Annotated in this window: 25 protein-coding genes; 7 read left to right on the top strand and 18 right to left on the bottom strand. The window is 58.4% G+C overall.

Going from position 1 to position 26,297, the window contains the following annotated elements; genetic code table 11:
- Positions 1–15: 15 nt before the first annotated feature.
- Genes AC1ENN_RS08285 through hrcA form a run of 3 tightly spaced genes read right to left on the bottom strand, consistent with a single transcriptional unit; the run spans position 16 to position 2,903 of the window.
- A complete protein-coding gene (locus tag AC1ENN_RS08285; RefSeq protein WP_480405819.1) occupies positions 16–747 on the bottom strand; it encodes a 16S rRNA (uracil(1498)-N(3))-methyltransferase in 732 nt (243 codons plus the stop codon).
- A 9-nt stretch (positions 748–756) separates the two neighbouring features.
- The gene (gene dnaJ, locus AC1ENN_RS08290) at positions 757–1,857 is read right to left on the bottom strand and encodes a molecular chaperone DnaJ (RefSeq protein WP_449646877.1); all 1,101 of its coding nucleotides are present in this window, start codon (positions 1,855–1,857) and stop codon (positions 757–759) included.
- 23 nt (positions 1,858–1,880) lie between these two features.
- Positions 1,881–2,903: a heat-inducible transcriptional repressor HrcA gene (gene hrcA / locus AC1ENN_RS08295; RefSeq protein ID WP_449646878.1), complete on the bottom strand. Its 1,023-nt coding sequence runs from the start codon at positions 2,901–2,903 to the stop codon at positions 1,881–1,883.
- 212 nt (positions 2,904–3,115) lie between these two features.
- On the opposite strand from hrcA, the gene AC1ENN_RS08300 reads away from it, so the two are divergent.
- Both AC1ENN_RS08300 and AC1ENN_RS08305 read left to right on the top strand, forming a co-directional pair.
- Entirely contained in the window at positions 3,116–3,514 is a 399-nt protein-coding gene (locus tag AC1ENN_RS08300) for a DUF4870 domain-containing protein (protein WP_480390871.1), read from the top strand.
- 89 nt (positions 3,515–3,603) lie between these two features.
- Positions 3,604–3,978, top strand: coding sequence for a DUF4870 domain-containing protein (locus AC1ENN_RS08305; protein WP_480390872.1), 375 nt, complete (start codon positions 3,604–3,606; stop codon positions 3,976–3,978).
- Positions 3,979–3,993: 15 nt separating this feature from the next.
- On the opposite strand, the gene hemW is transcribed toward AC1ENN_RS08305, so the two are convergent.
- A complete protein-coding gene (gene hemW / locus AC1ENN_RS08310) occupies positions 3,994–5,244 on the bottom strand; it encodes a radical SAM family heme chaperone HemW (protein WP_480405820.1) in 1,251 nt (416 codons plus the stop codon).
- Between the two features lie 99 nt (positions 5,245–5,343).
- Between hemW and AC1ENN_RS08315 the strand changes: the two genes are divergently transcribed.
- Positions 5,344–6,021 carry an HAD family hydrolase gene (locus tag AC1ENN_RS08315; RefSeq protein ID WP_480390874.1) on the top strand — a complete coding sequence of 226 codons (678 nt, stop codon included), beginning with the start codon at positions 5,344–5,346 and terminating at the stop codon, positions 6,019–6,021.
- Here AC1ENN_RS08315 and AC1ENN_RS08320 read toward each other — a convergent pair.
- The 3 genes from AC1ENN_RS08320 to AC1ENN_RS08330 form a co-directional block, all read right to left on the bottom strand.
- Positions 6,018–6,611, bottom strand: a complete 594-nt coding sequence (locus tag AC1ENN_RS08320; RefSeq protein ID WP_480405821.1) for a DUF1990 family protein — start codon at positions 6,609–6,611, stop codon at positions 6,018–6,020. The two genes, AC1ENN_RS08315 and AC1ENN_RS08320, sit on opposite strands and share 4 nt — an antisense overlap.
- 5 nt (positions 6,612–6,616) lie before the next feature.
- Complete coding sequence (gene lepA, locus AC1ENN_RS08325) at positions 6,617–8,485, bottom strand: translation elongation factor 4 (RefSeq protein ID WP_480405822.1); 1,869 nt, start codon at positions 8,483–8,485, stop codon at positions 6,617–6,619.
- A 122-nt stretch (positions 8,486–8,607) separates the two neighbouring features.
- The gene (locus AC1ENN_RS08330; RefSeq protein ID WP_449646885.1) at positions 8,608–9,039 is read right to left on the bottom strand and encodes a DUF4190 domain-containing protein; all 432 of its coding nucleotides are present in this window, start codon (positions 9,037–9,039) and stop codon (positions 8,608–8,610) included.
- 537 nt (positions 9,040–9,576) lie between these two features.
- Here AC1ENN_RS08330 and rpsT point away from each other — a divergent pair.
- The gene (gene rpsT / locus AC1ENN_RS08335; RefSeq protein WP_449646886.1) at positions 9,577–9,837 is read left to right on the top strand and encodes a 30S ribosomal protein S20; all 261 of its coding nucleotides are present in this window, start codon (positions 9,577–9,579) and stop codon (positions 9,835–9,837) included.
- 114 nt (positions 9,838–9,951) lie between these two features.
- Here rpsT and holA read toward each other — a convergent pair whose 3' ends face one another.
- The 6 genes from holA to pabB form a co-directional block, all read right to left on the bottom strand.
- The gene (gene holA, locus AC1ENN_RS08340; RefSeq protein ID WP_449646887.1) at positions 9,952–10,980 is read right to left on the bottom strand and encodes a DNA polymerase III subunit delta; all 1,029 of its coding nucleotides are present in this window, start codon (positions 10,978–10,980) and stop codon (positions 9,952–9,954) included.
- 31 nt (positions 10,981–11,011) lie between these two features.
- Positions 11,012–13,393: a ComEC/Rec2 family competence protein gene (locus tag AC1ENN_RS08345; RefSeq protein WP_480405823.1), complete on the bottom strand. Its 2,382-nt coding sequence runs from the start codon at positions 13,391–13,393 to the stop codon at positions 11,012–11,014.
- Positions 13,390–13,980, bottom strand: a complete 591-nt coding sequence (locus tag AC1ENN_RS08350) for a helix-hairpin-helix domain-containing protein (protein WP_480405824.1) — start codon at positions 13,978–13,980, stop codon at positions 13,390–13,392. The genes AC1ENN_RS08345 and AC1ENN_RS08350 overlap by 4 nt, the downstream gene beginning before the upstream one ends.
- 155 nt (positions 13,981–14,135) lie before the next feature.
- Positions 14,136–15,494, bottom strand: a complete 1,359-nt coding sequence (locus AC1ENN_RS08355) for a hypothetical protein (RefSeq protein WP_449646890.1) — start codon at positions 15,492–15,494, stop codon at positions 14,136–14,138.
- 284 nt (positions 15,495–15,778) lie between these two features.
- A complete protein-coding gene (gene leuS / locus AC1ENN_RS08360) occupies positions 15,779–18,385 on the bottom strand; it encodes a leucine--tRNA ligase (RefSeq protein WP_480405825.1) in 2,607 nt (868 codons plus the stop codon).
- 154 nt (positions 18,386–18,539) lie between these two features.
- Positions 18,540–19,931, bottom strand: a complete 1,392-nt coding sequence (pabB, locus tag AC1ENN_RS08365) for an aminodeoxychorismate synthase component I (RefSeq protein ID WP_480405826.1) — start codon at positions 19,929–19,931, stop codon at positions 18,540–18,542.
- Between the two features lie 11 nt (positions 19,932–19,942).
- Here pabB and AC1ENN_RS08370 point away from each other — a divergent pair, with 11 nt between their 5' ends.
- Positions 19,943–20,707, top strand: a complete 765-nt coding sequence (locus AC1ENN_RS08370; RefSeq protein WP_480405827.1) for an aminotransferase class IV — start codon at positions 19,943–19,945, stop codon at positions 20,705–20,707.
- A 67-nt stretch (positions 20,708–20,774) separates the two neighbouring features.
- On the top strand, positions 20,775–21,479 hold the full coding sequence (locus AC1ENN_RS08375) for a DedA family protein (protein ID WP_449648181.1): 705 nt from the start codon (positions 20,775–20,777) through the stop codon (positions 21,477–21,479).
- Positions 21,480–21,542: 63 nt separating this feature from the next.
- Here AC1ENN_RS08375 and AC1ENN_RS08380 read toward each other — a convergent pair whose 3' ends face one another.
- The 5 genes from AC1ENN_RS08380 to AC1ENN_RS08400 all read right to left on the bottom strand — a co-directional run bounded on the left by AC1ENN_RS08380 (position 21,543) and on the right by AC1ENN_RS08400 (position 25,489).
- On the bottom strand, positions 21,543–22,454 hold the full coding sequence (locus AC1ENN_RS08380) for an ABC transporter substrate-binding protein (protein WP_480405828.1): 912 nt from the start codon (positions 22,452–22,454) through the stop codon (positions 21,543–21,545).
- A gap of 2 nt (positions 22,455–22,456) precedes the next feature.
- On the bottom strand, positions 22,457–23,209 hold the full coding sequence (locus tag AC1ENN_RS08385; protein WP_449646895.1) for an ABC transporter permease: 753 nt from the start codon (positions 23,207–23,209) through the stop codon (positions 22,457–22,459).
- Positions 23,206–23,889, bottom strand: coding sequence for an ABC transporter permease (locus AC1ENN_RS08390; RefSeq protein WP_449646896.1), 684 nt, complete (start codon positions 23,887–23,889; stop codon positions 23,206–23,208). The genes AC1ENN_RS08385 and AC1ENN_RS08390 overlap by 4 nt, the downstream gene beginning before the upstream one ends.
- Complete coding sequence (locus AC1ENN_RS08395; RefSeq protein ID WP_449646897.1) at positions 23,886–24,713, bottom strand: ABC transporter ATP-binding protein; 828 nt, start codon at positions 24,711–24,713, stop codon at positions 23,886–23,888. The genes AC1ENN_RS08390 and AC1ENN_RS08395 overlap by 4 nt, the downstream gene beginning before the upstream one ends.
- Before the next feature lie 128 nt (positions 24,714–24,841).
- Complete coding sequence (locus AC1ENN_RS08400; protein ID WP_480405829.1) at positions 24,842–25,489, bottom strand: TetR/AcrR family transcriptional regulator; 648 nt, start codon at positions 25,487–25,489, stop codon at positions 24,842–24,844.
- Positions 25,490–25,593: 104 nt separating this feature from the next.
- Between AC1ENN_RS08400 and AC1ENN_RS08405 the strand changes: the two genes are divergently transcribed.
- Entirely contained in the window at positions 25,594–26,277 is a 684-nt protein-coding gene (locus AC1ENN_RS08405) for an SOS response-associated peptidase (protein ID WP_480405830.1), read from the top strand.
- Positions 26,278–26,297 lie beyond the last annotated feature (20 nt).

The following is a 26,297-nucleotide window of genomic DNA, read 5'->3' on the forward strand; positions in this document are numbered from 1 at the left end:
CTCTAGCCTAAACCTCTAGGCCCAGCGGCCAAGTTTGACGTTCAGCACAGCGAGGGCAGCAGGGCCAGCGGTGGACGTGCGCAAGACTTCACTGCCCAGTCGAACAGTGGATGCTCCGGCCGCGGTGAGCAGCTCCAACTCGTGGTCAGCGACCCCGCCCTCTGGCCCAACGACAAGCACGACGTCGCGATCGTCCACGACGAGGTCAGCGAGAGTTTCGGTCGCGGTCGGCTCGAGGACGAGCATCCGCGTGCTTGACGCAAAATCAGCCAGTTGTTTCGTTGTGACCAGATCGAGAACGTCAGGTAACCACGTGCGCAGCGACTGTTTGCTCGCTTCACGCACAATTGCCGCCCACCGATCGCGTCCTTTCGCGACCTTTGCGCCGTGCCAGCGCGAAATACTTCGTGCTGCCGTCCACGGAATCACACCGTCAATGCCGAGTTCGGTCGCTACTTGAACCGCAAGCTCATCACGGTCGGCTTTGGCCAATGCTTGAGCGAGAAACACCGCAGGGGTGCTGCGTGGCGTGCGGTGCGTCTCGGCTACTTCGATGCTGAGTTCTGTGTGTTCGGCAGTCGTGATGGGCCCCGAAACTGTGAGCCCAGCACCATTGCTAATCGCAATCGTCTCGCCAACCTTGAGGCGTGAGACTGTCACCGCATGGCGGGCTTCCGCTTTCGTCAGCGAAACCGTATCGCCGACCTGCGCGTCGTCGAGCTCTTCATCAATGTACAGGTGCGCCACGGTCGTCGCCTACAGGAACCGATCGCGAAGCTTCGCAAACAGGCCCTGCTGGAATTCAGCAAAATGTGGTTCTTTGCTCTTGCGAATGGCAGCAAGTTGTTTGATCAAGGTCTGCTCGGCACCACTCAACTTGGTAGGTGTGACCACTTGGATGCCCAAGCGCAAGTCACCTCGACCGCCTCCGCGAAGGCTCGTGATTCCTCGTTCCTTGACCGTGAGAACTTCACCGCTCTGAGTGCCAGGCTTGATGTGAACTTCGACCTTGTCATCGAGACCATCGAGCGTGACGGTGGTTCCCAAGATCGCGTCGAGCATCTGCACCTCGACGGTTGCGAGAAGATCGTCATCTGAGCGACTGAAGACGTCGTGATGACGGACTTTCATCTCCAAGAAGAGGTCTCCATTCGGGCCGCCTGCCGGGCCGACTTCACCCTGACCGGGCATTTGCAACCGCAAACCGGTTTCGACTCCGGCCGGAATGTCAACCGAAATGGTGCGCTGTGCGCGCACGCGACCTTGGCCGGCACACGTGGCACACGGGTTCACGATGATGTTGCCGTATCCGCGGCATGTGCCGCAGGGACTCGACGTCATGACGTTGCCCAAAAGGCTGCGCACTTGGCGCTGGATCTGGCCGCTACCCTGACAAATATCGCAGCGCACTGGAGATGAGCCGGGAGCTGAGCAGTTTCCCTCACACGTTTCACAGAGCACAGCTGTGTTGACCTCGATGTCCCGTGAGACACCGAAGATGGTGTCTTTCAGGCTGACTTCAACCCGCAAGAGCGCATCTTGTCCCCGCTCCCGTCGCGAGCGTGGTCCAACGGATTGTCCGCCACCACCGCCACCAAAGAAGGTCTCGAAGATGTCGCCGAATCCGAAGTTCGCACCGCCGCCGAATCCGCCGCTTCCACCCATGTCGTACTGCTGACGTTGCTGCGGATCGCTGAGCACGTCATAGGCATGCGTGACGGACTTGAACCGCTCTGATGCATCTGCGCTCGGGTTGACGTCGGGGTGCAACTCGCGAGCGAGTTTGCGGTACGCCTTCTTGATTTCTTCTGGCGTGGCCTCGCGGGCAACGCCCAGTGCTTCGTAGTGATCTGCCAAAGTTCCGATTGCTCCTTACGAGCTCAGTTTTCTTCCAAAAGTCGCGACAGGTAGCGCGCTACCGCGCGAACCGCTGCCATGTTGTTCGAATAATCCATGCGGGTTGGACCAAGCACACCGAGGCGTGCAATGCCGCCGCCAGACGAGGAGTACCCACCCGTGACGACCGAAGTCTCTTCCAACCCAAATTCTGCGTTCTCGCGTCCGATCCGCGTGGAAACGGACCCACTTGTTACTTGCATTTCTCCAAAGAGCCGTAACAACGTCACTTGCTCTTCTATTGCCTCAAGAACAGGAAAAATACTTCCCGAGAAGTCTTGCTCGGTTCGCGCAAGATTTGCTGTGCCCGCGAGAACAAGTTTGTCATGGCGATTAGCCAATACCTGTTCGATCAAGCTGGATGCCACCTGGCTGACGAGTGCCTGACGTTCCACAGGAAAAATATCCGCGAAGTTCGCGAGCCGCTCCGCCGCCTGAGGAAGCGACTGATCGTGGAGCGCCGAATTCAGCTTTGCGCGCATCTCCCCCAGAAACACCTCGTCTAGAGGTTCGGAAACATCGATGAGCCGCTGCTCGACGAGCCCGGAGTCGGTGATGAACACCGTCATAATTCGCGAAGAATTAATGGGGACCAGCTCAACGTGGCGCACCCGAGCCGTAGCAAGAGACGGATACTGCACAAGCGCGACACTGTTCGTTAGCTGGGACAGCATGCGGACAGTGCGCGCAAGAACATCATCCAAATCGTCTGCTTGCCCCAGGAACGACTCAATTGCTTGACGCTGGGCGCTAGTGAGCGGCCTCAGATCTGCAAGCTGGTCGACGAATACTCGATAGCCCTTATCTGTTGGCACCCGGCCAGACGAGGTGTGAGGAGCGGTAATCAGCTCTTCGTCTTCGAGCAAAACCATGTCGTTGCGAATCGTTGCAGCAGACACCCCAAAGGAATGACGCTCGACTATCGATTTGGATCCGACAGGCTCGCGCGTAGCAACGTAGTCCTGCACGATGACTCGAAGCACGTCAAGTCCGCGGGCGGAAACCATGCCACCACCCACCTCTCTTGATTGGCACTCAATCCGTTCGACTGCCAATCTTACTCGACACTCCGTGACACAACCGTTGCACCGCGCAACTCATTAGCGCTAGCGTGTCTCTGTACTTGAGCGCTACCCCTTCGGGGAAATGCTCAGGTGGCACACCGAGCACTTTGATGAAACCCGGGAAGTTCCCTTGTTCACCTGAAAGGCACGAACTCATGACTGACGCAAATCCGCAGCCCGCCGCACCGCAGCCTGCCGCTCAACTGACCACGGCTGAGGACAACCAGTGGGCGTCATTCGCTCACTTGGGCGGAATCCTCAGCTTCCTGCCATCGCTCATCATCTGGCTGGTCTTCAAAGACCGCGGTGCTTTCACCAATGTGGAAGCAAAGGAAGCGCTGAACTTCCAGATCACGCTGACCATTGCGCAGATCGCCGTCGCGATCCTCGGTTCGATCCTCTCCGCAGTCACTTTCGGTCTCTTCGCGCCAATCCAGGGCTTGCTCTGGTTTGCTCTGGTCGTTGTAGCGATCATCTTCTCGATCGTCGGCTTCACCAAGGCGAAGGATGGCAATCACTACCGTTACCCCTTCGCTCTTCGTCTCATCAAGTAACGCGGTAGTTACCCGCTGAAAAAGACTCGGCCCCGGGAGCTTCGGCTCTCGGGGCTATTCTTTTGCCCAATGCAGGGTTTAATGGAGTCATGTCAGATTCCACACCTCCCACCAGCTCTCCGTACGCACCGATCCAACCGATGAGTCCAAGCGATGAGAAGCTCTGGTCGACACTGATTCACATCGGTGGAATCTTCTTGGGATTCATTTCAGCGCTCGTTGGCTACCTCGTCTTCAAGGACCGCGGACCGTTCGTGCGCGCCCACGCTCGCACTGCACTCAACTTTCAAATCACGATGTATATCGCGATGTTCCTTGGCGGGATTCTCACCATCGTCGGAATCGGCTTCCTCATTATTGTCGCGGCCGCCGTTCTGATCGTCATCTTCAGCATCATCGCTGCAATCGCCGCGAACAAAGGGCAGGCCTACAGCTACCCACTCACGTTCGAGTTCATTAAGTAACTCAGACCCATCGCTCTAAATAGGGGCGTCAGCGAGCAGTCGTCGTACTACGGCATCCGCGAGCAGGCGCCCCTTTAGTGTGAGCTCAATCGTTCCGCTCAGCGCGGCTCGTGCTTCGACGAGCTCTTCGGCAATCAGCCCAGCGACCGCGGTACGACCTTCGGCATCGAGCGTGTCAATCTGAAGCCCATTGCGCACCCGGGTGCGCAACAAGACGTGTTCCAAATACTTACTGGAGTCAGCGAGCGTCTCTCGACCTGCCCCCGGAGAGCGACCAGCGGCGATACGATCCGCATACGCCGCCGGGTGCTTCACATTCCACCAGCGCACTCCTCCGACGTGGCTGTGCGCGCCAGGGCCAACACCCCACCAGTCATTGCCCAACCAGTAGCCCAAATTGTGACGACTAGTGTTGCTGACCTCAGGATCATCGCTTGCCTTGCCCCAGTTACTGACCTCATACCACTCGTACCCGGCAGCCTTGAGCTTCTGCTCCGCTAATTCGTACATGTCAGCCTGAAGATCATCATCGACGGCAGCAACAACTCCGCGGCGAATCTGTGCCGCCAACTTCGTGCCCGTTTCGATAATCAGCGCGTAGGCCGAAATATGGTCAGGATCCTGCGCGATCGCGTGATCAAGCGAACGCTCCCAATCCTGCAAAGTCTCGCCCGGAGTTCCGTAGATCAGATCGAGGCTCACATCGAGCCCCACCTCGCGAGCCCACGCCACAACATGAGGCACACGCTCGGGGTCGTGAGTGCGCTCCAGCGTTGCCAGCACATGAGGCACTGCCGACTGCATTCCAAACGACACCCTCGTGAATCCGGCATCTTTGAGCGCCAGCAGGTAATCGCGGTCAACAGAATCAGGGTTCGCCTCAGTGGTCACTTCGACATCCGAAGCGAAACCCCATGTATCGCGCGCGGCAGCGAGCATGCGAGTGAGGTCGGTCACGGGCAACAGCGTTGGAGTGCCGCCGCCAAAGAACACTGTCGACGCTTTTCTGGGAGCAACGCCAGCCTGGGACAACACGGTGGATGCCAATGCCATTTCAGCGATCGCTTCCGTTGCGTAGTCAGACCGTTTCGCTCCGCGCAATTCTTCGCTCGTGTACGTATTGAAATCGCAGTAACCGCAGCGAACCCGACAGAACGGAACGTGAATGTAGACACTCCACTGACGGTTCTCAGAACCGGCGGCAGCGCTTTCTGGTAGCGCGCCGTCAAGGGGTGCTGGGTCGGCAATGGGCAAAGCACCTGGCACGAACGAGTCCCCTAAACAGCTGATCACACGAGCGTGCCCCAGCAGTTGCATGCAGGCACAACCTCAATTGTCGCACCTCGGTCATGGGAGAATGTCACCGTGACAACGCACATTCTTTGGGACATCGACGGCACCCTCATCCACAACTCTCGAGACGGTGCAACGGTCTACGTCGACGCTTTCACTCGCGTCACCGGCGCCCCACCACAGCGACGGATCGCTAGCCCGCACGGCATGACCGAGGGACAGCTGCTCGCCGAACTGCTGCAGCTCAATGGACACTCCCCCGCGATGTTGGATGATCTGCTCACCGAACTCGACAGTCGGACGCAAGCCCAGCACGACCTCGGCTTCACTCGCGAAGCCGTCGCCGGAGGTCAACGGGCGCTGCGCGAAGTCTCACGACACGGCTGGACAAACGCGCTGCTCACCGGCAATGGCCCTCAGCACTCGCGCTTCAAACTGTTGGCCGCCGGCTACTCCCTCAACGACTTCAACTGGCAGAACTCATTCTTTGGTGATCGATCGCCCAATCGCTCACACCTCACCTCGCTCGTCGCACCCCTGCTCGGTGCCGGACCGCACGTCATTATTGGTGACACCCCGAATGATGGGCTAGCCGCTGACAGCGCGCAATTGCCCTTTATCGCCGTCGCCACCGGAGCATTCTCCGTTGCCGATCTCCGGAACACCAACGCTCGACTGGTCATTTCCGACCTAGAGTCGGGCATCGACGACGTGATCGGAATCATCGCCGAGCTTGCCACGCGGGACTAAGTCGAAGTAACGGGGCCGCCAAGCGCTCGCAAATAGCGGCCAACCACTACGTACTGCAAAACTCGCAAGGCCGGCGACAGCAACATCCATTTGGTTGACGACGGTCGTGAGAACGAACGAACAGTGATCCAAATCGAATTGTCGTCGCGGCGCTCAATCATGAATGACTCTTCACCACGCAAGGGATGACCCTCTAGGGTTCCATAAGCAAAACCAGCGACCGTTGGCTGATCAACAACGTAAACGACGCGTACTGGCTCGTGGGCCGCGAACAGACCTCGCCCTACCGTGAGCACGATGGTGTCACCGGGGCGAACTTTGGGGTGGGCATCATTGTCGTGCGAAAGATCGAGCGGTTCACCGGCGGGATCGCGAGGCAACACGGTCACACCGAAACCACTGCGGCGCTTAACACCCCACGTCAAAATTTGTTGGTGCGCGAAAGCCCACCGCTCATCGCCGTGACCAATTCTGGCCGTGCGCTCAACGCGACGGAAGCCCTTCGGAGGAAGAGCGGTAAAAGTGCTGCCACGCGTGGCACCCACCGCGCCGTACGTAACAGGCGCATTGGGGTAGGTGCGGGCATCCACTTCGTCTACTTCTTCTCTTTGCCGGCTTCGACTTCACCAGACAGCGCTGCAATGAAAGCAGCCTGCGGAACCTCGACGCGCCCCACCATTTTCATACGCTTCTTGCCCTCTTTTTGCTTCTCGAGGAGCTTGCGCTTGCGGCTGATATCGCCACCGTAACACTTAGCCAAAACGTCTTTGCGCATCGCGCGAATTGACTCACGCGCGATGATTTTGGAGCCGATCGCTGCCTGGATGGGAACCTCAAACTGCTGACGCGGAATCAGTTTCTTCAAGCGCTCGGTCATCAGCACGCCGTAGGCATACGAATTGTCGCGGTGCACGATCGCGCTGAACGCATCAACAGCTTCACCCTGAAGAAGAATGTCCACCTTCACGAGGTCGGCTTCCTGATGTCCACTTGGCTCATAGTCGAGGCTCGCATAGCCCTGCGTTCGACTCTTCAAGTGATCAAAGAAGTCGAAAACGATTTCGCCGAGCGGCATCGTGTAGTGAAGCTCCACGCGGTCGGTACCGACATATTCCATGCCCTGCATTGTGCCGCGGCGAGACTGGCAGAGTTCCATAACCGTACCGACGAAATCCTTCGGTGTAAGAACGGATGCCTTCACCATCGGCTCGCTCACACTAGCGATCTTGCCGCCAGGGAATTCGCTCGGGTTCGTCACAGTGGTGAACTTCTTGTCGTCACCCATTACTTCGTAAATCACCGACGGCGCCGTGGCGATCATGTCGAGGTTGAACTCACGTTCGAGCCGCTCACGCACAATCTCCAAGTGCAGCAGCCCCAAAAATCCGCAACGGAAACCGAAGCCAAGAGCAACAGACGTCTCAGGCTCGTAGACGAGCGCAGCATCCGAGAGTTTCAACTTGTCAAGAGCTTCGCGCAGCACCGGATAGTCAGAACCATCAATCGGGTACATACCCGAGAAAACCATCGGCTTCGGCTCGGAATAGCCCTTCAGCGGAACCGTAGACGGCTTCGCGAAGTTGGTGACAGTATCGCCAACCTTGCTCAGGCGCACATCCTTCACACCGGTAATGAGATACCCAACCTCACCAACGCCAAGACCCTTTGTCGGTGTCGGTTCAGGTGCGCTCACGCCAATCTCGAGCAATTCGTGAGCCGACTTCGTCGACATCATCATGACCTTTTCGCGCGGCGTCATCCTGCCGTCAATCATGCGAACGTACGTAATAACGCCACGGTAAGCGTCATACACCGAGTCGAAAATCATGGCGCGGGCCGGAGCATCCGGATCGCCGATCGGGGCCGGAATCAGCCGCGTCGCCTCATCGAGCAACTCAGAAACGCCAACACCCGTTTTGCCAGACACCCGAAGAACCGTTGACGGATCGCAGCCAATCAGGCCAGCAATCTCATCGGCATACTTATCGGGATCAGCCGCGGGAAGATCAATCTTGTTGAGTACGGGAATGATCGTCAGATCGTTCTCCATAGCCAAATACAGGTTCGCCAGCGTCTGAGCTTCAATGCCCTGCGCCGCATCAACCAAAAGAATTGCGCCCTCACACGCCGCAAGCGAACGGGACACCTCATAAGTGAAATCAACGTGGCCAGGGGTATCAATCATGTTGAGTGCGTATGCCTGCTCCTTACCGTTTTCATCAGTAAGGGCCCACGGCATACGAACAGCCTGGCTCTTGATCGTGATGCCGCGCTCACGCTCAATATCCATACGGTCGAGGTACTGGGCCCGCATATCGCGGTCGCTAACAACCCCCGTGACCGACAGCATGCGGTCAGCGAGGGTGGACTTGCCGTGATCGATATGCGCGATGATGCAAAAGTTGCGGATAAACGCGGGATCGGTCGAAGCAGGCTCAAGTGTGTAAGAGGCGCGAGGAGACATCCGCCCAATTCTCCCATGAGACCGGGCATCCTGCGCGCACGCGACCAAAACGGCAGCTCATCGCCAGATACTCGACCCAGGCAACCCGCCAACTAGCGGCCAAACGCAGCCTCTCTGAAGCTCTAGAACGCTGCCAAGAAGAGGAACGGCAACGAAAGAACAGCACCCGCCGCCAGCAGAACAACCCATCCAAAGGTAGCCACACACGCCAAAACAATGCCCCAGACCGAGAAACTGCGCCCCGAAGGCTCATCCCGAAGACCAAAAACACCCAAGATCACCGCCGCCAACGGCACAACAACACTCTGGGCAAAGAAGAACGACGCAATACCCAAACTCAACGCCAAGATGCTCATCGTGCGAGTCGAGCTCAGCGCCGGGCGGGACGAAGCAGCAACAGACGGGCCGGATGCTTGAGGTGCGGCATCAGCAGACGCAGCGTAACCAGCAGCAGGTGAATCAGCGCTCGAGCCCTGCTCATCAGACGGCGAAAGCACCACCGCAGAAGAATCCACAGTCGAATCGGAAGTATCGGAAATAGTTGAAGAAGTCATACCTCGACGATAGAAAACCATCAACACTCAAGGAATCGGGATAACCCCCGAAATAACTAGCGGGAAATACGTCAACACCCAGCAAAACCAGCACAAATGGCGTGGCACACCAGCAAAGAAAACCCCGCTGCACTAGCCTGTGAAAGCAGAACAACAAACGGACCCACGATTGTGGCCATAGCTCCACCGGAACCGAACAAACATAGTTTGTCCGGCGCTGGGGTCGCGCAATTGCTCCGCAATTGCCATAGCTCCACCGGAACCGAACAAACATAGTTTGTCCGGCGCTGGGGTCGCGCAATTGCTCCGCAATTGCCATAGCTCCACCGGAACCGAACAAACATAGTTTGTCCGGCGCTGGGGTCGCGCAATTGCTCCGCAATTGCCATAGCTCCACCGCGCTGGTAATGTTGCCTGTTGGCTTATGCATAACGTTCTTCGTCGAACAGTATGCGCATCGCGGCCGGGAATCAGAACACCGATTCTCTTCCACGGCCGCCCACCATCTCTGATCCACAAACAAGAAAGCACCTCAACGTGGCAAATATTAAGTCGCAGATCAAGCGCATTGGTACCAACAAGAAGGCACAAGACCGCAACCGCCAGGTCAAGAGCCAGGTCAAGACGGCTATCCGCGCAACTCGCGAAGCGATCAAGGCTGGCGACAAAGAGACCGCAACAGCACGTCTCGTCGCAGCAACCAAGACCCTTGACAAGGCAGCCGGCAAGGGCATCCTGCACAAGAACCAGGCAGCGAACCGCAAGTCGGCCATCGCCAAGCAGGTAGCAGCACTCTAAAGACCTCTGATCGGCGCAAAGCCGAACACAAAACGCCCCCACCGTTCGCGGCTGGGGGCGTTTGTCGTTAAGTCGTGCACGCAGGAAGCGCGACCGGCCAGAGGATACGACTAGCTAGTGGATGCCGCGAGCCGCCACAATCGAAATCATGCGTTCGAGCGCAAAGACAGGGTCTCGCCCCAAACCTTTAACCTGAGCATCCGTATCGGCAATTGCCTCAATGGCGGAGCCAAGCCCCGCATCACTCCAGCCCCGCAAATCTTTCATGGCCCGATCTGCCTGCCACGGTGCCATGCCGAAAGTCTTCGCAGCTTGGCCCGACGACATCGAACCGCCAGAAAGTTTTGCCATGGTGCGAATTTTTGAGGCGAAAGCGGCAACGATCGGAACCGGGTCAGCTCCAGAAGCCAGCGCATGTCTCAACAAAACCAATGCTTCCCCAGAGCGGCCGGCAATGGCAGAGTCTGCAACTTTGAAAGCGCTCGTTTCAACCCGCCCTGAGTAGTAGCGGGCAACAGTAGATTCGTTTATTTCATCGGCGTCGTCGGCGATCAATTGCTGACAGGCTGCAGCAAGCTCGGCGAGATCTGCCGAAAATGCCGAGACTAGAGTGCGGAGTGCACCCGGGGTTACGCGGCGACGTTTGGTGGAGAACTCGGCGGCAGCGAAGTCATACTTTTCGGCATCCTTTTTGAGATCGACACACAAGACCTCGATGCCACCACCTGTGCCTGAGCGGATCGCGTCCAGCAACTTCTTGCCGCGCACTCCGCCCGCATGACGAAGCACAACATAGGTGTCGTCAGCGGGAGCCTCCAAGTACTTCAGCGTCTCCGTGATGAACGCGTCGGAACACTTTTCGACGTTCGTGATGCGGATCATTCGAGGTTCACTGAAGAGCGAAGGACTAGCCAGGCTGATGAGTTCGCCAGGCGCGTACTGGTCGGCCTCAAGGTCGCTGACTTCGAGGCTGGGATCCTCGATCTTGAGGGTGTCGCGCAGCAATCGGATCGCACGGTCCGCAAGAAAACCTTCAGTGCCACTGACCAGTACGATCGGTGCCGGTCGCACGTTGTTCCACGTCAATTGCGGGATAGCGACCTTGGACTTAGCCGGCGTACGTGCTGGGGGCTTGGCGGCCACGAGACTCCTCACTTAGAACTGCGACCCCAGCTTATCCTCGCCCACCGACGTGCCGTTCCGACCACAAGCGCACCGCCCCAGCGCGGCTCCCCTGAGACACCAGTGCCAGTCCGGCGGTGTCGCTTCGCACTGCCGTGATTCCGGCCTCCTCAAGCATGTCAAGGGCATCGGCGGTCGGATGCCCGTAACCGTTCTCTGCTCCGACCCCGACCAATCCGAGAGTGGCATTGAGCGCGACATAGAGCGGCGGAAACTGGTCAGCGGAACCGTGATGGCTAACTTTGACAACATCCACTGTCGACAGCTGGTGTTCGCCAAATAGTCGCGCCTGAGCGCTCTCGCCAAGGTCACCGAGGAACACCGAACTGAGGCACTGCCGTTCGCAGTCGGGTCGTGGACGAAACTCGATCACCACACTGGCATCATTGCCCGGATCGATCCCGGCAAGACGTTCGCCCGGCCACAGTACTTTCCACCACAGTTCACCAAGCTGCCCGCGGTCTCCTGTGCTGGACGACAGCACCCGCGCCCCTGATGCCGTGAGGGCATCAAGCAACTGCTGATCTTGCGCTGATCCCGTCGGGCCGGCGAGCACCGTCTCCGCCTTTCCCAGTACCGCGTCGGCGCCACCAACATGGTCGTGGTCAAAATGAGTCAGAACGAGCAAATCGATTCTGCTTACGCCTAAACGGGCAAGACAGGAGTTGAGGCGTTCAGGATCGGACCCTACGTCGATCAGAGCGATTTGTGCGCCGCTTCGTACAACAACAGCGTCTCCTTGACCGACATCGCATTGGGCTAATTGCCACTCTCGCGGCCACGACATTGCTGCACTGACTCCCATTCCCGCTGCAGTGGCACCCGCAAGGGTCGACACGAGGACGAGTGCAGTGAGCGCTCGGCGGCGCCACGGTGGCCCCATCACCAACGCGGCCAACAGAAGCACGGTGAGGGTGCTGAGCGCGGCAACACCCACCCATCCTTCCCACCACGGGATGCGAGTCGCCGGGGCATCCGCAAAGAAGGTAGCCACGGCGGCAACCCACGCAGAGGGCACCCAGGCGATCCACAGCAGAGCGATCCCGATGGGTGGGAACAGTGAGAGCGCAACGCAAGCCGCCAATCCGACCACTGTTGCAATCGGGGCCGCCGGGGCCGCCAAGACGTTGGCAATCACCCCATAGGTGGGAAGAGTGGGCTGCAGTAGGAGCAGCACAGGCTGACACGCGAGCTGCGCTGCTAAGGGCACAGCAATGACAAGAGCCAACCAGCGCGGTAGCCACCGCCCAAGAAATTGAGCCAACGGTTCAGCAAAGAGCAACAGCCCGGCGGTCGCGAAGATGGACAACGCAAACGCGAAGTTGCGAGACAACCACGGGTCAAAGATGAGGAGACCAATCGCGGCCAATGACAGCACCGCCATACCTCGAATCGGCCGACCGCTGCCCAAAGCGATGAGCACCAGTGTTGCCATGAGCGCCGCGCGTAAAACGCTCGGATCCGGTGTCACGACAACGACGAATGCGAGAAGCACGAGCACAGAGAGCGCAATTCTCAACACACGATGGGCACCGATCCTGCCACCAAGAGCCATGATCAAGCCCACAACGATTGCGCAATTAGCTCCCGATACCGCAGTGAGGTGACTGAGCGAGCTCGTCTTCATTGCCGCATCCAATTCGTCACTAACGGCTGCGGTATCTCCAATCGCGAGTCCTCCGATCAGTTGCCCACCTCCTCCCGGAAGCACCTGTGCTGCCGAAGCAAAGGTGCGCCGCAACTGGTTTGCCCACTCGAGCGACGCCGGCGGATCAGCGCGCCACAGCGCCTCCCCTGTTGAGAAGACCAAGACTGCTCGCCCATCGCCTGGCTCCGTCGACGCTAGAGTCGCCGTCACCGAGAATTCGACGCCGATCCCCCACTTGTCGCCCGGCAGCCCAGAACCTACACCGTTCGCTTCGCCGGTATCGGTTGCAACAGACAAGTTGCTCGCGCCGAACCGATCACTGTCCCGGAAGACCAGTGCCGGCGAGCTCAGCGGCACTGTCTCTCCATCAATAACCAGCGACGACAACTGGGCGTGGAAGTAATCGATGTCAGTGCGAACCGCAGAGGTTGTTGTTCCCCGCACCTCTACTTGCGCATGGCTGTCGGCAAGATCGCTCAATGCTGGCGGCTGACGAGCATCCGCGTGCACTGCAACGGAAGTCGCACAGAGGGCCGCAAGAGCACACGCGAGAGCAACACTGGCCAGCCATGATCGGCCGGAATTGAGGGCCAACGCGACCATCACTCCCGCCGCTAGCCACAACCCGACGGCGCCCTCAGTAGCCCACTGCGGCATGCCAATCACGAGCACCGCTACAAGCCACGCGAACGCTACCGGCAAACTCAGCCGCAGATCGAGACTCATACGGTAATCAGCTCGCGCAGTCCCTCGAAAGTTTTGTCTCCGATGCCAGACACGTTGCGCAAGTCATCGATGCTCGTGAAGCGACCATTAGCTTCGCGCCACGCCAAAATACGATCTGCCATCGCCGGGCCGACCCGAGGTAGCGTGTCGAGCGCTGCCGCATCTGCTGTGTTCAGGTTCACTCGCGAATCGGATGCCGCAGCATCCGTTTCAGCTTCACCAACTTCGGGTACAGCGAATTGTTCGCCGTCGGTCAACAGCCGCGCCAGATTAAGTTCTTCGCGATTGGCGGTTTCCGTGAACCCGCCAGCCGCAGCGATCGCATCGATGACACGGGCGCCATCCGCGAGCTCAAAAAGGCCGGGACGGGCAACCGCCCCCGTGACATGCACATAGACCGATGCCGCGGCAAGCGAAAACTCGCCCCCAGATTCTCCGGGCTCTCCCCGAGAAATCTCAGCAGCATCCGGTCGCGCCGTGAGAGCTGTGGCCAGCACAGCGCAGCCGAGCGCGACCAAAACAAGCACGACCACCGCACCGACGCGCAATCGCAATCGGGCACGCCTAGCCTGCTCAAACTCTTCCACCCACAAAAACTAAGCGCGCCCCGTGGGATCGGAGCGCGCTTAGCTAATACGTGTGCAGTTGCTTAGCCCTCGGTCGGCTGTTGACGAGTCGCACAAGAGCACGAATATCGCACCGCTACGCTGGCCGCCAACCCTGACGTCAATTGCCGAGGAAGTTAGCGGACGCGCACCCACTCAACAGTCACCCCTTCAGGCAATTCAGGAGTTTCGTTGGTGTTCCACGGCCGATATTCATGTCCCTGACCTTGCGGTGATGGCCAGCCATACAAGCTGATATTCGTCGAGTATGGGGAGCCATCGAATACCTCCCTGGGACGAACTTCCTGCCCATCTTTCATCCACACTTGTCGAAGTTCGCCAGTAATACCGCCACGAAAGCCTGGGCCAATAATCGCCGGGTACGGCTCGGTCCAGAAAATGGTGATCAACAATGGCACGCTCAGCAGCGAGATAACCACGATGCTGGTCCTGCGCGAAACGGTGTAGCCGCTCGCCGTCCTCAAGGACTTGATGGCCACGTAGGTGATGACAATCCCCATAAGCGCGGCAAAAACCCAAAACATTGGCACTTTCAGGCCAAACGGCCCCAAGGTCATCGCGCCGCCAATAAGCGATCCCACATTGCCGATAATGACGGTGAGAAGGAGAATGCCGCCGGCCGCCAAATATGTGAGCTTCTCAACCGTTTTGATTGCGAGAGGAAGCAACGCCAAGTACACCGGAAAGAGCTCGGAAAAATTGATACCGAAGAGCAAAACAACCACGATGTTGAATGACAGACAAAACAACAGTGCAACGGCTACTGTCCGCCGGAAGAAAAGGAGCGGCAAGATCGAGCACTCTAGTAGCACTGTGAGCCAGTCAAGCAATTCGAGTGGTGCACCTGAGACGTCGCCCAGCCACCCAGCGAGAACGGTTTCTACACCATAGTTGGTTTGATAAAAGGCTAGCCATCCTGCGGTCGCCGAGTAGTCAGGATCAAGCCACCCGGTTGACGCCTTCAGTATCCCTGAGGTCAAGAAAAAGAATCCGACGAACAACGCCAGAACATCGAGCCGCGGACGAAGGTACCTTTCCGGGCGGAGCGAGAGTCTCGTTCCCCACGACCGGGCAAGAAATAGTGGCAAGAGGTACAGCAGAATATCGTGGTCAATTTTGCCGGTAGAAAACCGGATACCCGCCAAGACGATGAGAAGGATCGGCACGACGTAGCTCACTACTGAAGTGCGGTATCCAATGAGAAGAAGCAGCAGACCCAAGGTAACCACGGCTTGCAGCCCAAAAATAACGATCCCGCTTGGGGCCGCACTGAGGAGCATGAAAGGGCCAAGTGGCGGATTGAAGTAAGTCTCAGGCAGTGCCGAAACGGCAATCGCGCTCTTTACGGAGCCAAAGGTTAAGAGGTACCAAGCAAAAAGTATTCGGACGACCGATAGCCATCCCTCGCGTGTTCCGTCAGCGGAAGTCATCGTTGATGAGAAACCACGAACGCCTTCTTGCGTTTGAGGCGTCACGAACAATTCATCTCTGCTGAGACGAAGCCAGAACGAGTTTTTTGCTCGCCAGCATGCGACCCCAGCTCGCTGACCCCGGATAAACGCCACACAAGAAAGTCCACGCCTGCATCGTGAAAAAGCGTGCCGGTTGTCATGAGGAATATCCTAGTTGGTTCGGGATCTCCCGCTCTGCTTAGCTGCCACCCACAGTCAGGCGGCAGACAGAACAGGCCACGCTCCCGGGCACACGCTAGGCGTGCCCGGTCGCCGCTAACCCGCGCGGCTCCTCGTAGTGCAGTTGCTTAGCCCTCGGCCGGCTGTTGACGAGTCGCGATGTTGACAAGCTTCGGTGCACGCACAATGACCTTCACGATCTCGCGGTCACCAACAGTGCGCTTGACCGCTTCGGATGCCATCGCGAGAGCTTCAAGGTCGGAACCATCGATCTTGGGCGAAACTTCGAGGCGGTCGCGGACTTTGCCATCCACCTGAACGACGGCCGTTACGGATTCCTCAACGAGCAGCGAGGGGTCGGCCTTACGCCAGCCGGCAAGAGCAACCGTTGGCCCGTAGCCAAGCTTCTCCCACATCTCTTCTGCCGTGTGCGGGGCAAACAGGCTCAAGGCGATAGTGATGACCTCTGCAGCTTCACGCACCGCAGCATCCCCACCGCCGGCGCCCGTGTCGATCACCTTGCGGGTCGTGTTGACGAGGTCCATGATGCGAGCCACGAGCACGTTGAACTTCAGCGACTCGGCAAGGCCAGGGCCATCAGCGAGGAAGCGGTGCGTTGCACGCCGAAGTGCGACATCGCCTGTCTTCCACTCAATCTCGGGTGCGCTTGTGACGTCTCCAACGAGACGGAAAGCACGAGCCAAGAACTTGTGGGAAGCGGGAGGGGAAACGTCTTCCCAGTTGATGTTTTCCTCGGGCGGGCCAGCGAAGGCGAGCGTCAGGCGGAGAGCATCCGCACCGTGTTCAGCAATTTCACCGGAGAAGGTGACGGCCTTACGGCTGCGCTTCGACATCTTCTTGCCCTCAGAGAGCACCATGCCTTGATTGAGCAGAGCGCTGAAAGGCTCGGTGAAGCTGACGTAGCCGAGGTCGAAGAGCACCTTGGTGATGAAACGCGAGTACAGCAGGTGCAAAATAGCGTGTTCGACTCCCCCAACGTACTGGTCGACGGGTGCCCACTTTTCAGCTTCTGCGGGATCGAAGGCCTTGTCTGGGTCGTTCGGCGAGAGGAAGCGCAAGAAGTACCACGAGCTGTCAACGAAGGTGTCCATTGTGTCTGCATCGCGCAGGGCAGGACTGCCATCGCGCGGGTCAGTAACGTTGATCCAGTCCTCGGCTGCGGCCAGAGGCGACTTGCCCTTCGGCTTCAGATCCAAGCCCTCCGTTGATGGCAACTCGACCGGCAGTTGATCGAAGGGAACAGGAATCAGTTCACCATCAGAGCCGTGGATGATCGGGATGGGGGTTCCCCAGAAACGCTGACGACTGATCAGCCAGTCACGCAAACGGTACGTCTTCGCGGCGCGACCCGTTCCTGCTGCTTCGAGCTGTTCAACGATCTTCTTGATCGCGTTGCTCTTGCTGAGGCCATCGAGTGGCCCCGAGTTGATCATGCGGCCATCGCCCTGCAACGACTTGCCAGTGTCGCGGGGGTTCAACGGTGGCAGATCATCCGGAAGGATAGCCATTCCGTTCTCATCGAGCTCGAGCACAGGAATCGCACCCGTAATAGGCGCATTCGTGTCGAGGACGACGCGCACAGGCAGATCGAACTTGATGGCGAACTCGAGGTCGCGCTGGTCGTGCGCGGGCACAGCCATCACGGCACCGTGGCCGTAGTCGGCAAGAACGTAATCGGCAGCCCAGATCGGGATGCGCTCGCCTGTTACTGGGTTGACAGCGAAACGATCGAGAGGGATACCGGTCTTGGGGCGACCTGCATCTTTTCGCTCAATCTCCGTCTGCTTCTGAGTCTGTTCGAGATAGCTAGTGAACGACGCCTTGACGTCATCGCTGGCATTCTCCACCAGTTCAGCAGCCAAGTCTCCGTCAGGGGCAACGACCATGAACGTCACGCCGTAGAGAGTGTCGGGTCGCGTTGTGAAGACTGTGACCTTTTCGTCACGGCCCTCGATCTCGAAGTCGACATCCGCACCGATCGAGCGACCGATCCAGTTGCGTTGCATCGACAACACCTTGGAAGGCCACGCGCCCTCGAGCTGATTGAGGTCATCGAGGAGGCGGTCGGCGTAGTCCGTGATCTTCAAGTACCACTGCGTGAGCTTCTTCTTGACGACGATTGCACCCGAACGCTCGGATGTGCCATCGGCCAGAACCTGCTCGTTCGCGAGAACGGTCTGATCTACCGGGTCCCAGTTGACCCAGGAATCTTTGCGGTACGCGAGACCCTTTTCGTACATTTTGAGGAACAGCCACTGGTTCCACTTGTAGTACTCAGGATCGCTCGTGTGAAGAACACGATCCCAGTCGAACGAAACACCGTAGAGCTTCATGCTCTTCTTCTGTTGCTCGATGTTGTCGTAGGTCCAGCCGCGAGGGTCAATGCCGCGCTCGATTGCCGCGTTCTCCGCGGGAAGGCCGAAGGAGTCCCATCCAATGGGGTGCAGCACGTTGAAGCCCCGCTGGCGCCAGTAGCGCGCAGCGATATCGCCAAAAGCGTACGCCTCAGCATGACCCATGTGCAGGTCACCAGAGGGATACGGGAACATGTCGAGAATGTACTTGCGTGGCCGCTTGTCGTTGGGGTCGCTCGTGGCGAACGGCTTCAGTTCGTCCCATTTGGCCTGCCACTTTGCGTGGATAGCCGCGACGTCGTAGCCGGGGGCAGCATCGCGATCATCGTGTGCATCAGCAAAGTTGGGCTGCTCAGTCACGTAAATACTCTCAATTCGTTACGGGGAAGATCTAAGATTACCGAATCCAGGGCCGCACTCGAGGGGGCCAAAAATCGTCGGGTAAACCCATTCTCTAGGAGTGGACCTCTCTCACAGTACACAGCCTTGCGCACTGCAGTGCAGCAGACCGATCTCAGCTCGACTCAACACCCAACACGGCAAGCAGTGCCGCCGCCTTCAACTTCACCTCGGCAAGCTCCTCTGACGGCACCGAGAGCGCCGTGATGCCACCGCCAGCACCGATTGTCGAGCCCCGATCATCCATCACAATTGAGCGGATGACCATAGCCAGGTCAACGGCACCGTCGAGCCCGACGTAGCCGAACACCCCAGAGTAAATACCCCGCGGTGAACTCTCGAGAGCATCAAGGATGAGGGTTGCCGAGTGCTTGGGCGCCCCCGTCATCGACCCAGCGGGAAATGATGCCGCGATCGCATCGACTGCGCTGACGTCGGCTCGCAGCTGTCCGCTCACCGTGCTCACCAACTGGTGAACAGTGGCATAGCTTTCAACATCGAAGAGCTTGGAGACGACAACTGACCCGACCTCGCAGACGCGACCAAGATCATTGCGCATGAGATCGACAATCATGAGATTCTCGGCCCGCTCCTTATCGCTGGCAAGGAGCTCTGCTTTCAGCCGTTCATCTTCATTCGGATCACTGTCACGCCGACGAGTGCCCTTAATCGGTTTCGTCTCGATCGCCCCACTCGGCGCGATTGAGAGAAACTGCTCGGGCGAGGAACTGAGCAACGCGATATCGCCAACGCTAACGAAGCCACCATGGTGACTAGGGTTCGCCTCCCGCAACGCCAAATAGGTGTGGATCGGATTCGCCGCCGGCTCCACACGCACATTCGTCGTCAAACACAGCTGGTAGGCATCACCCTCGACAATGGCGTGCTGGCACTTCGCAATCATCTGCAGATACTCGTCATCGCTGTCACGCCACACCGCTACCGGAGCTGCGAGGTGTGCGCCGGAGGCGGAATGATCGTCTCGTTGCGCGGCGCGAGAAATAAGAGCTTCCATCTGTTCTCGCCAATGCTGGAGCTCCCCCGTCCACTCGTCGCCCAGTGCCATCAGGCTGAGGGAGTTGGTCTGATGATCAACGACAATCGCCCGATCGATCCACAGCCAGGCTGCATCGGGAGTCGGCGCAGGCGTACGGATCGCGACATCCAGCGATTCACCCCGCAGCTCGTAGCCAAGCCACCCGACCCAGCCAAGGCGGAAACCTTCCGGAGTCCCAGAAAAGTCAATTTCGGCGGGGAGGAAATCGCGACGCATCCAGTCAAAGACAGGTTCACTCAGGTGCGTGCTGAGAACTGCCCGTCGCGAGACCGCCAAGTAGCTACGCCCAGAGTCAGCTGAGACTCCGCTATCGAGCCACACGGCGCCCTGAGTCTCCGTGCCCCCGGCAGCGGCAGTGACGTCGCCATCGTGCGATGCCAGAAGTTCGAGAAATACGGCAGCGGGGTCGGCAGAGACCGCGAGGTCAGAAAAGAGAACGCGAGAGCGCATAACCTAAGCCTATGAGTGCGAACGCGATTTACCGGTGGCGGAACGAACAACTGATCGAGGAACCATCCGGCTCGCTTACTGAAGCACCGATTACGGTTGCTGATTCGTGGCTCATCGATTCCGGAAAAGTGCTTGCTCTGAATCTTCACCGGCAACGATTTTTGGATGCCGTACCCGATTCTCTGCACGAAACCGCCGACGAATTTTTCACGGCTGCTGTCGCACAACTCCCCCGCGCTGGTGCGTGGTTTCCGCGCGTTGAGTTGCGCGGAGGCGAGTTTTTTCTCCACCTTCGTCCCGCACCCGAACGCCACCGCTCGGCGACGGTCATCAGTTTCGACGGGGATGACCCGCGCACGGTTCCCTCCGTCAAAGGACCGGATCTTGATGCAATGGCTGCATTGCGTGCTGGTGCGAGAGCGCACGGAGCCGATGAAGTGGTGCTTCTGACGAGTGCGGGGTATGTCGTTGAGGGTGCGTATAGCGCCGTGTTGTGGTGGCGCGGCGATATTTTGTGCGGACCGCCGCACGATTTCGAACGCGTTGACAGCGTGACGTCGAGGAGCGTACTCACTTTGGCGAGGGCACTCGGGCTTGATACGCATGAGGAGGCCGTGACTGCGGCGGAACTCGATGGCACTGAAGTGTGGGTCGTCAATGCGCTTCAGGGAATCCGCATCGTTCCGCGGTGGATCGATGGGCCAGAGCTTGCAGAAAAGCCTGGCCGGCTAGAGCAGTGGCGCACTCGTTTGAGTGCGCTTGCTCGCACTATTTAGCCAGTCGATATTCGGTTACGCTCGCTAGGCTCATTCTGTGCCCTTCGTCGACCTCGCTCTCAGCACTGTGCCGCTTGCTGCCAGTGTCGACTTTGGCCAATGGGTTAATAACGCGTTGACCTTTGTTCTCGACACTGTGCAGTCGGTTGACCCAGTGTTGAGAACGATCCTTGCCGGGGTCGCGATCATGTTGGAAACGTCGATCCTGATCGGCCTCTTGGTGCCCGGGGATACCGTTGTCTTGGTCGCGAGTACCGCGGTGGGTAGTCCCCTCGAGGCAGCAATTCTGATTGCGGTCGTTGTCGTTGGTGCCCTTATTGGTGAAAGCATCGGCTTCGCCCTCGGTCGGTACTTCGGGCCCAAGATTCGGCACTCCAGGCTTGGCAGGCGCATCGGCGAGCAGCATTGGGCGCAGGCGGAACGCTACTTGGGCCGGCGCGGCGGTATCGCCGTCTTCATTTCGCGCTTCTTGCCGGTGTTGCACTCTCTGATCCCGGTAACGGTCGGTATGAGCACAATGCGGTATCGCACATTTATGGCGTGGACCGTGCCAGCCACGAGCATTTGGTCGATCGCCTATGTGTCGGTTGGAGCTCTCACCGCTGGCAGTTTTCGCGAACTTCTCGACCAGCTGCACTACGCGGGCTACATCTTCGTTGCGGTCGTGGCCGCTATCGCAGTCATCACTGTTGTGGCGAAGAAGCTGCTGCATCGTTCGCAAAAGCGGCATATGGAACACATCGACGTCCACGGTGAAGGAGAATCTGATTAACCAGAAAGAGGGGCGGATGCACGTGCATCCGCCCCTCTTTCCTGGACTAACCAGTGGTGCGTTTTAGCTGAGGCCGTTTTCGCTCAACCAGGCGCTGGCGATGTCGTCTGATGACATCTTGTCGACCGTGCTCTGCACGTTGAGCGCAACGAGGCCCTCAGGTGTGAGCTTGGCGCTGACGGCATTGATGACGTCAGCGATCGAGTCAGCGATGTCTGCATTTACCAGGGGAACCACGTTGGATGCCAAGAACAGACCCTCAGGGTCGGTCAAAGAAACCAGGTTCTCCGTCTGGATGCGCGGGTCGGCGCTGTAGACATTGGCGATGTTGATCGTGCCGGCAACAAGGGCGTCGACGGTGGTGTCACCGGTGGCGGTGAAGCTCACAGTTGCACCGTAGACGTCTTGGAGCCCAGCGGGACCGTAGGGGCGCTCTTCAAGTTCAGCGTTTCCACCGAGCTTGAGGTCGCTAACGCCAGCGAGATCCGCAAGGCTCACGAGCGAATTCGCGGAGGCGAAGTCTGCTGTCACGTTGTAGGAGTCTTGGTCGGTGGCAGCGGCCTGATCGAGAACGGTGAGGCCCTCTGGCAGCGCATCAGCCAGTTCTGCGTAGACATCTTCAGACGCCGTCGCGGTGGTGTCTTGGCTGTAGAACTGGAGAAGGTTTCCGGTGTACTCAGGGAAGACGTCTACTTCGCCGCTTTCAAGGGCGGGAAGGTACGCGTCGCGCTGGCCGATCTGGAACTTGCGCTCCACGTCGAATCCGGCATTTTCGAGAGCTTGGGCGTAGATCTCGGCAATGATTTCGTTGGAGTAATAAGCCTGCGAACCAACAACGATGGTCTCGCTGTTGGCGTTCCCATCACCCGAACCGGTGTCTAGAGGGTCACCGGATGCACACCCTGACAGGGCCATTGCCACCCCGACCGCGACTGCGCCAAGCGCGAGTCGGCCTTTGTTTCTTGCTGTGAACATTTCTATCCTCTTCTTTCTTGGGCAACTTTTGCTGCCACCGTCCGTCGTCGAGGTGACGACGTGCGGACATCTTTAGCACGCCCAGCCGAAACTCCGCGGGGAATCGCGAATTGTTGGATGAGCGCAAATATTACGTCGAGCGCAAGTGCTAATGCAGCAATCAGCAGGGCGCTGCCGAGCATTTCGTAATAGAGCTGAAGCGGGAGGCCGCGGAAAATGTAAATCCCGAGCCCACCGAGGCCCACATAGGCGGCAAGAGTTGCCGTAGCAACCACTTGAAGTGTTGCGGCGCGAAGTCCACCGATTAACAGCGGCAGCCCTAGAGGGACTTCGACTTTCCACAAGATTTGCCACTCGGTCATTCCGACTGCGCGCGCGGCGTCAATAACACGGCGATCAACAGCCTCAAGGCCCGCATAGGCGCCAGCCAAGATCGAGGGAATCGCCAGCAGCACGAAGGCAATGATGGCGGCCAGCTGCAACTGCCGTTCGACAACACCGATCAGGAGAACAAGCAGCAGTATGAGACCGAAGGACGGCAGCGCGCGGGCTGCGCCCGAGAGCCCCACGGCAAAGTCGCGGCCTTTGCCGGTGTGCCCGATGAAGAAACCCAGGGGAACGGCGATGAGGGCCGCAATCAGCACGGAAACGAAGGTGTAAAACAGATGCTCTTCAAGTCGAAGAGGAATCGGATTGCTCCCCTCTAGTCGCTCAGGCGAGAACAACCACTGCAGTGCTTCGATGAGTAGATTCATGCGGTGACCTCCTGAGCTGCAGCCTCTGACTGACCTGCTTTCATCTTCTTGACCGTTGTCCACGGCATAAGGAAACGCCCAAGAAGTACTAGGCCACGGTCAATGAGCAGCGCCACGATGACGGTCATCACTACTCCAGCGAAAATCTCTTCGACAATTCGACGCTGAAAACCATTGGTAAAGAGGTAGCCCAAGCTTTCGACGCCGATCAGGATGCCGACAGTCACGAGACTGACGGTAGAGACTGCCGCGACGCGGAGGCCGGCAAGAACGACCGGACCCGCGAGCGGAAAGTCGACAGTCCAGAACCGACGCCAGCCGCCGAACCCGACAGCGGTAGCCGATTGACGGATCGCAGGATCGACGGAGGCCAGAGCATCCGCCACCGAACGCGCCATGATCGCAACGGCATAGAGCGTGAGCGCAATGGTGATGTTGAGTTCGCTCAGGAAGCTGATACCCAAGATAGGTGGCAGGATCACAAACATCGCTAGAGAAGGAATCGTGTACAGCAGCCCGGCAACGGTCAATAAGATTCCGCGCGTGAGTTTGAAACGATAGGCGACCCACCCCAGCGGAATCGAGATCAGGAACCCGAGAACGATCGGCGGAATACTCAGCCGGACATGTTCGAGCGTGAGGCTCCAGATCAAATCAAGGTTATTGATGATCCAGTTCACTCGACAACCGACCCACCGACTAGCACTCCAGCACCGCGCCCCTCGCTGTCGACCACAATCGTTCCCGACTCAGTCTTCTTCAGCGAGAGAGCACGCTTGCCGCGGTCGGTTCCGATGAAGCTCGCCACAAAGTCACTGGCAGGGTTTGCCATGATCTCGTTCGGGCTGCCGACCTGAGCGATCAACGCACCCTTTTCGAGGATCACTACCTGATCGCCGAGCAGAAACGCCTCGTCGATGTCGTGAGTGACAAACACGATCGTCTTGTCGAGTTCATGCTGGAGCCGAATCGTCTCTTGCTGCAATTCGGCGCGCACAATGGGGTCGACTGCACCAAACGGCTCATCCATGAGCAAAATGTTGGGATTCGCCGCGAGCCCACGCGCCACCCCAACGCGCTGCTGTTGACCACCGGAGAGCTGGCTCGGATACCGGTCTGCCAGTGAACGGCTGAGACCTACTGTGTCGAGAAGTTCAAGAGCTTGGGCGCGAGCCTGCTTCTTCGGCACACCATTGAGGGTCGGAACCGTCATGACATTGTCGATGACTTTGAAGTGCGGCAGTAATCCTGAATTCTGCATCACATAGCCAATACTGCGCCTCAGAGCGACCGGCTCCTTGCGCATGATGCTGTCACCATCGATTTCGATATCACCGTCGGTGAGATCCACCATGCGGTTGATCATTCTGAGCAGCGTCGTTTTGCCACTGCCAGAAGAACCAACGAACACGGTGATCTTGCGTGATGGAATCACGAGATCGAAATTGTCAACAGCGACGGTACCGTCGCCAAAACGCTTCGTTACTGCACGAAATTCAATCATAATTTCGGCTCATTCCTCGCGCCTCTGCGCGGATCGACACTTGCCAGCACTATTAGCTAAACAGTATTCGAAGCCGCTGTCATTCCCGATTGGGCATAACTAGTCAGATTTGCAGGAAGCCGAAACTGCTACCAGCCGATGTTCTCCGCGATAAATCCACCAACAGCTGACGTGCTCACCGAAATGAATTCCTCATCACCCTGCGGGTTCATAAGGAACGCGCGAGCGACAAGAGCATCACTCATTTCAAGCCCAGCTTCGAGTGTAAAACGGGACGCCGCAGAGTTTTCCACGCCAAAGCGAGCCGCGAGAGCCTCGACAATACGCTCAGCCACTAGCGACTTGTGCGTACGGCCGTTGGGCAACGGGCGAAGATCAAGCTGATCCCCGACGCGAAGGCCACGGAATCCGGGCTCGGTACGGTAAGTATCAATGACGGAAGCAAAAGCAGTGCTGAGCGCTGCGCGCCAGTCAGAGTGAGCTTGGTCGTTGATCGCTTCAGTAATCCGTGCCATTACTCGCTCGAAGTTACGCGAGCCAAGTGCCTGCAACAGAACGATGCGGTCAGGAAAATAACGGTAAACGGTGCCAATGGACGCTCCCGCGCGCTCGGCGACCATAGCGGTGGTTAGACGCTCAATGCCGACTTCGTCGACGATCGATGCTGCTGCATCGAGCAATGCGGTAAGTCGAGCCGTGCTTCGTGCTTGCACTGGTTCGTTGCGAAGCGAGACTGCTGGTTCAGCCGCGATATCAATAGTTGTTTGTGCGGACACAATGGCCCCCTTCTAGGTGTCTGATCAATCCTAACCTTTAGAACGCTGGTTCTACGGGAGGTAGAAGCACACTTTTTTCTCTCAAAACGCTCTACAGTTGCCCTATGTGCGGTCGTTTTGCCATGGATAACACGGTCAATCAGATGATTACGGAGTTCGTCACGGCCACCGGTAGGCCTCCAGAGGAGTGGCAAGCGGACTGGCTCGCGACTCCGATCGTAAGACCAACCGATCAGATTCCCATTCTTCTCAAGACTCGGGAAGATCGCGATGACCCCGGCTCAGCGCTGATTCCCCGTGCCGCGCTGGCACAGTGGTGGCTGACCCCGCCATTCTCTCCCGTCTTGCGCGGCAAGCACGCGACTTTCAATGCGCGAAGTGAAACGGTGACTCAGAAACCAACATTTCGAGCCGCCATCGTTCACCACAGAGCCGTAATCCCCGCGATCGGCTACTTCGAGACAAAGAAGAGCGGCCCGAATCCAGTGCCCTACTACATCACTCCCCCCGATGGCTTGCTCTTCTTCGCCGGCCTCTACTCCTGGTGGCAAGACCGCTCCCTTCCCCCCGGCGATCCGGGACGTTGGCACCTCACCACGACCATGCTTACTCAGGCCGCCACCGGATCGCTGGCGGAAATTCATGACCGGATGCCCGTCATCGTCGCGAAAGACGCCATTGACGAGTGGATCGACCCAGAGACGCGTGGTGACGACAATTTGGTGCAGGCGACGGTCGCAGCATCCGTAATTCTGAGTGAACAATTGCACGCGGAACCGCAGCACTAGCGCGAGAGCTGTCTGGTCCG

It is taken from the genome of Rhodoglobus sp. G.S.23, assembly GCF_056675935.1.

Excerpts from the sequence above, each read along its gene's own strand:
- AC1ENN_RS08385 (WP_449646895.1), bottom strand. The coding sequence starts at position 23,209 with ATGAATCTACTCATCGAAGCACTGCAGTGGTTGTTCTCGCCTGAGCGA.
- pabB (WP_480405826.1), bottom strand. The coding sequence starts at position 19,931 with ATGCGCTCTCGCGTTCTCTTTTCTGACCTCGCGGTCTCTGCCGACCCC.
- AC1ENN_RS08380 (WP_480405828.1), bottom strand. The coding sequence starts at position 22,454 with ATGTTCACAGCAAGAAACAAAGGCCGACTCGCGCTTGGCGCAGTCGCG.
- AC1ENN_RS08405 (WP_480405830.1), top strand. The coding sequence starts at position 25,594 with ATGTGCGGTCGTTTTGCCATGGATAACACGGTCAATCAGATGATTACG.
- AC1ENN_RS08305 (WP_480390872.1), top strand. The coding sequence starts at position 3,604 with ATGTCAGATTCCACACCTCCCACCAGCTCTCCGTACGCACCGATCCAA.
- AC1ENN_RS08300 (WP_480390871.1), top strand. The coding sequence starts at position 3,116 with ATGACTGACGCAAATCCGCAGCCCGCCGCACCGCAGCCTGCCGCTCAA.
- AC1ENN_RS08370 (WP_480405827.1), top strand. The coding sequence starts at position 19,943 with ATGAGTGCGAACGCGATTTACCGGTGGCGGAACGAACAACTGATCGAG.
- lepA (WP_480405822.1), bottom strand. The coding sequence starts at position 8,485 with ATGTCTCCTCGCGCCTCTTACACACTTGAGCCTGCTTCGACCGATCCC.
- AC1ENN_RS08330 (WP_449646885.1), bottom strand. The coding sequence starts at position 9,039 with ATGACTTCTTCAACTATTTCCGATACTTCCGATTCGACTGTGGATTCT.
- hrcA (WP_449646878.1), bottom strand. The coding sequence starts at position 2,903 with ATGGTTTCCGCCCGCGGACTTGACGTGCTTCGAGTCATCGTGCAGGAC.
- AC1ENN_RS08395 (WP_449646897.1), bottom strand. The coding sequence starts at position 24,713 with ATGATTGAATTTCGTGCAGTAACGAAGCGTTTTGGCGACGGTACCGTC.
- AC1ENN_RS08345 (WP_480405823.1), bottom strand. The coding sequence starts at position 13,393 with ATGAGTCTCGATCTGCGGCTGAGTTTGCCGGTAGCGTTCGCGTGGCTT.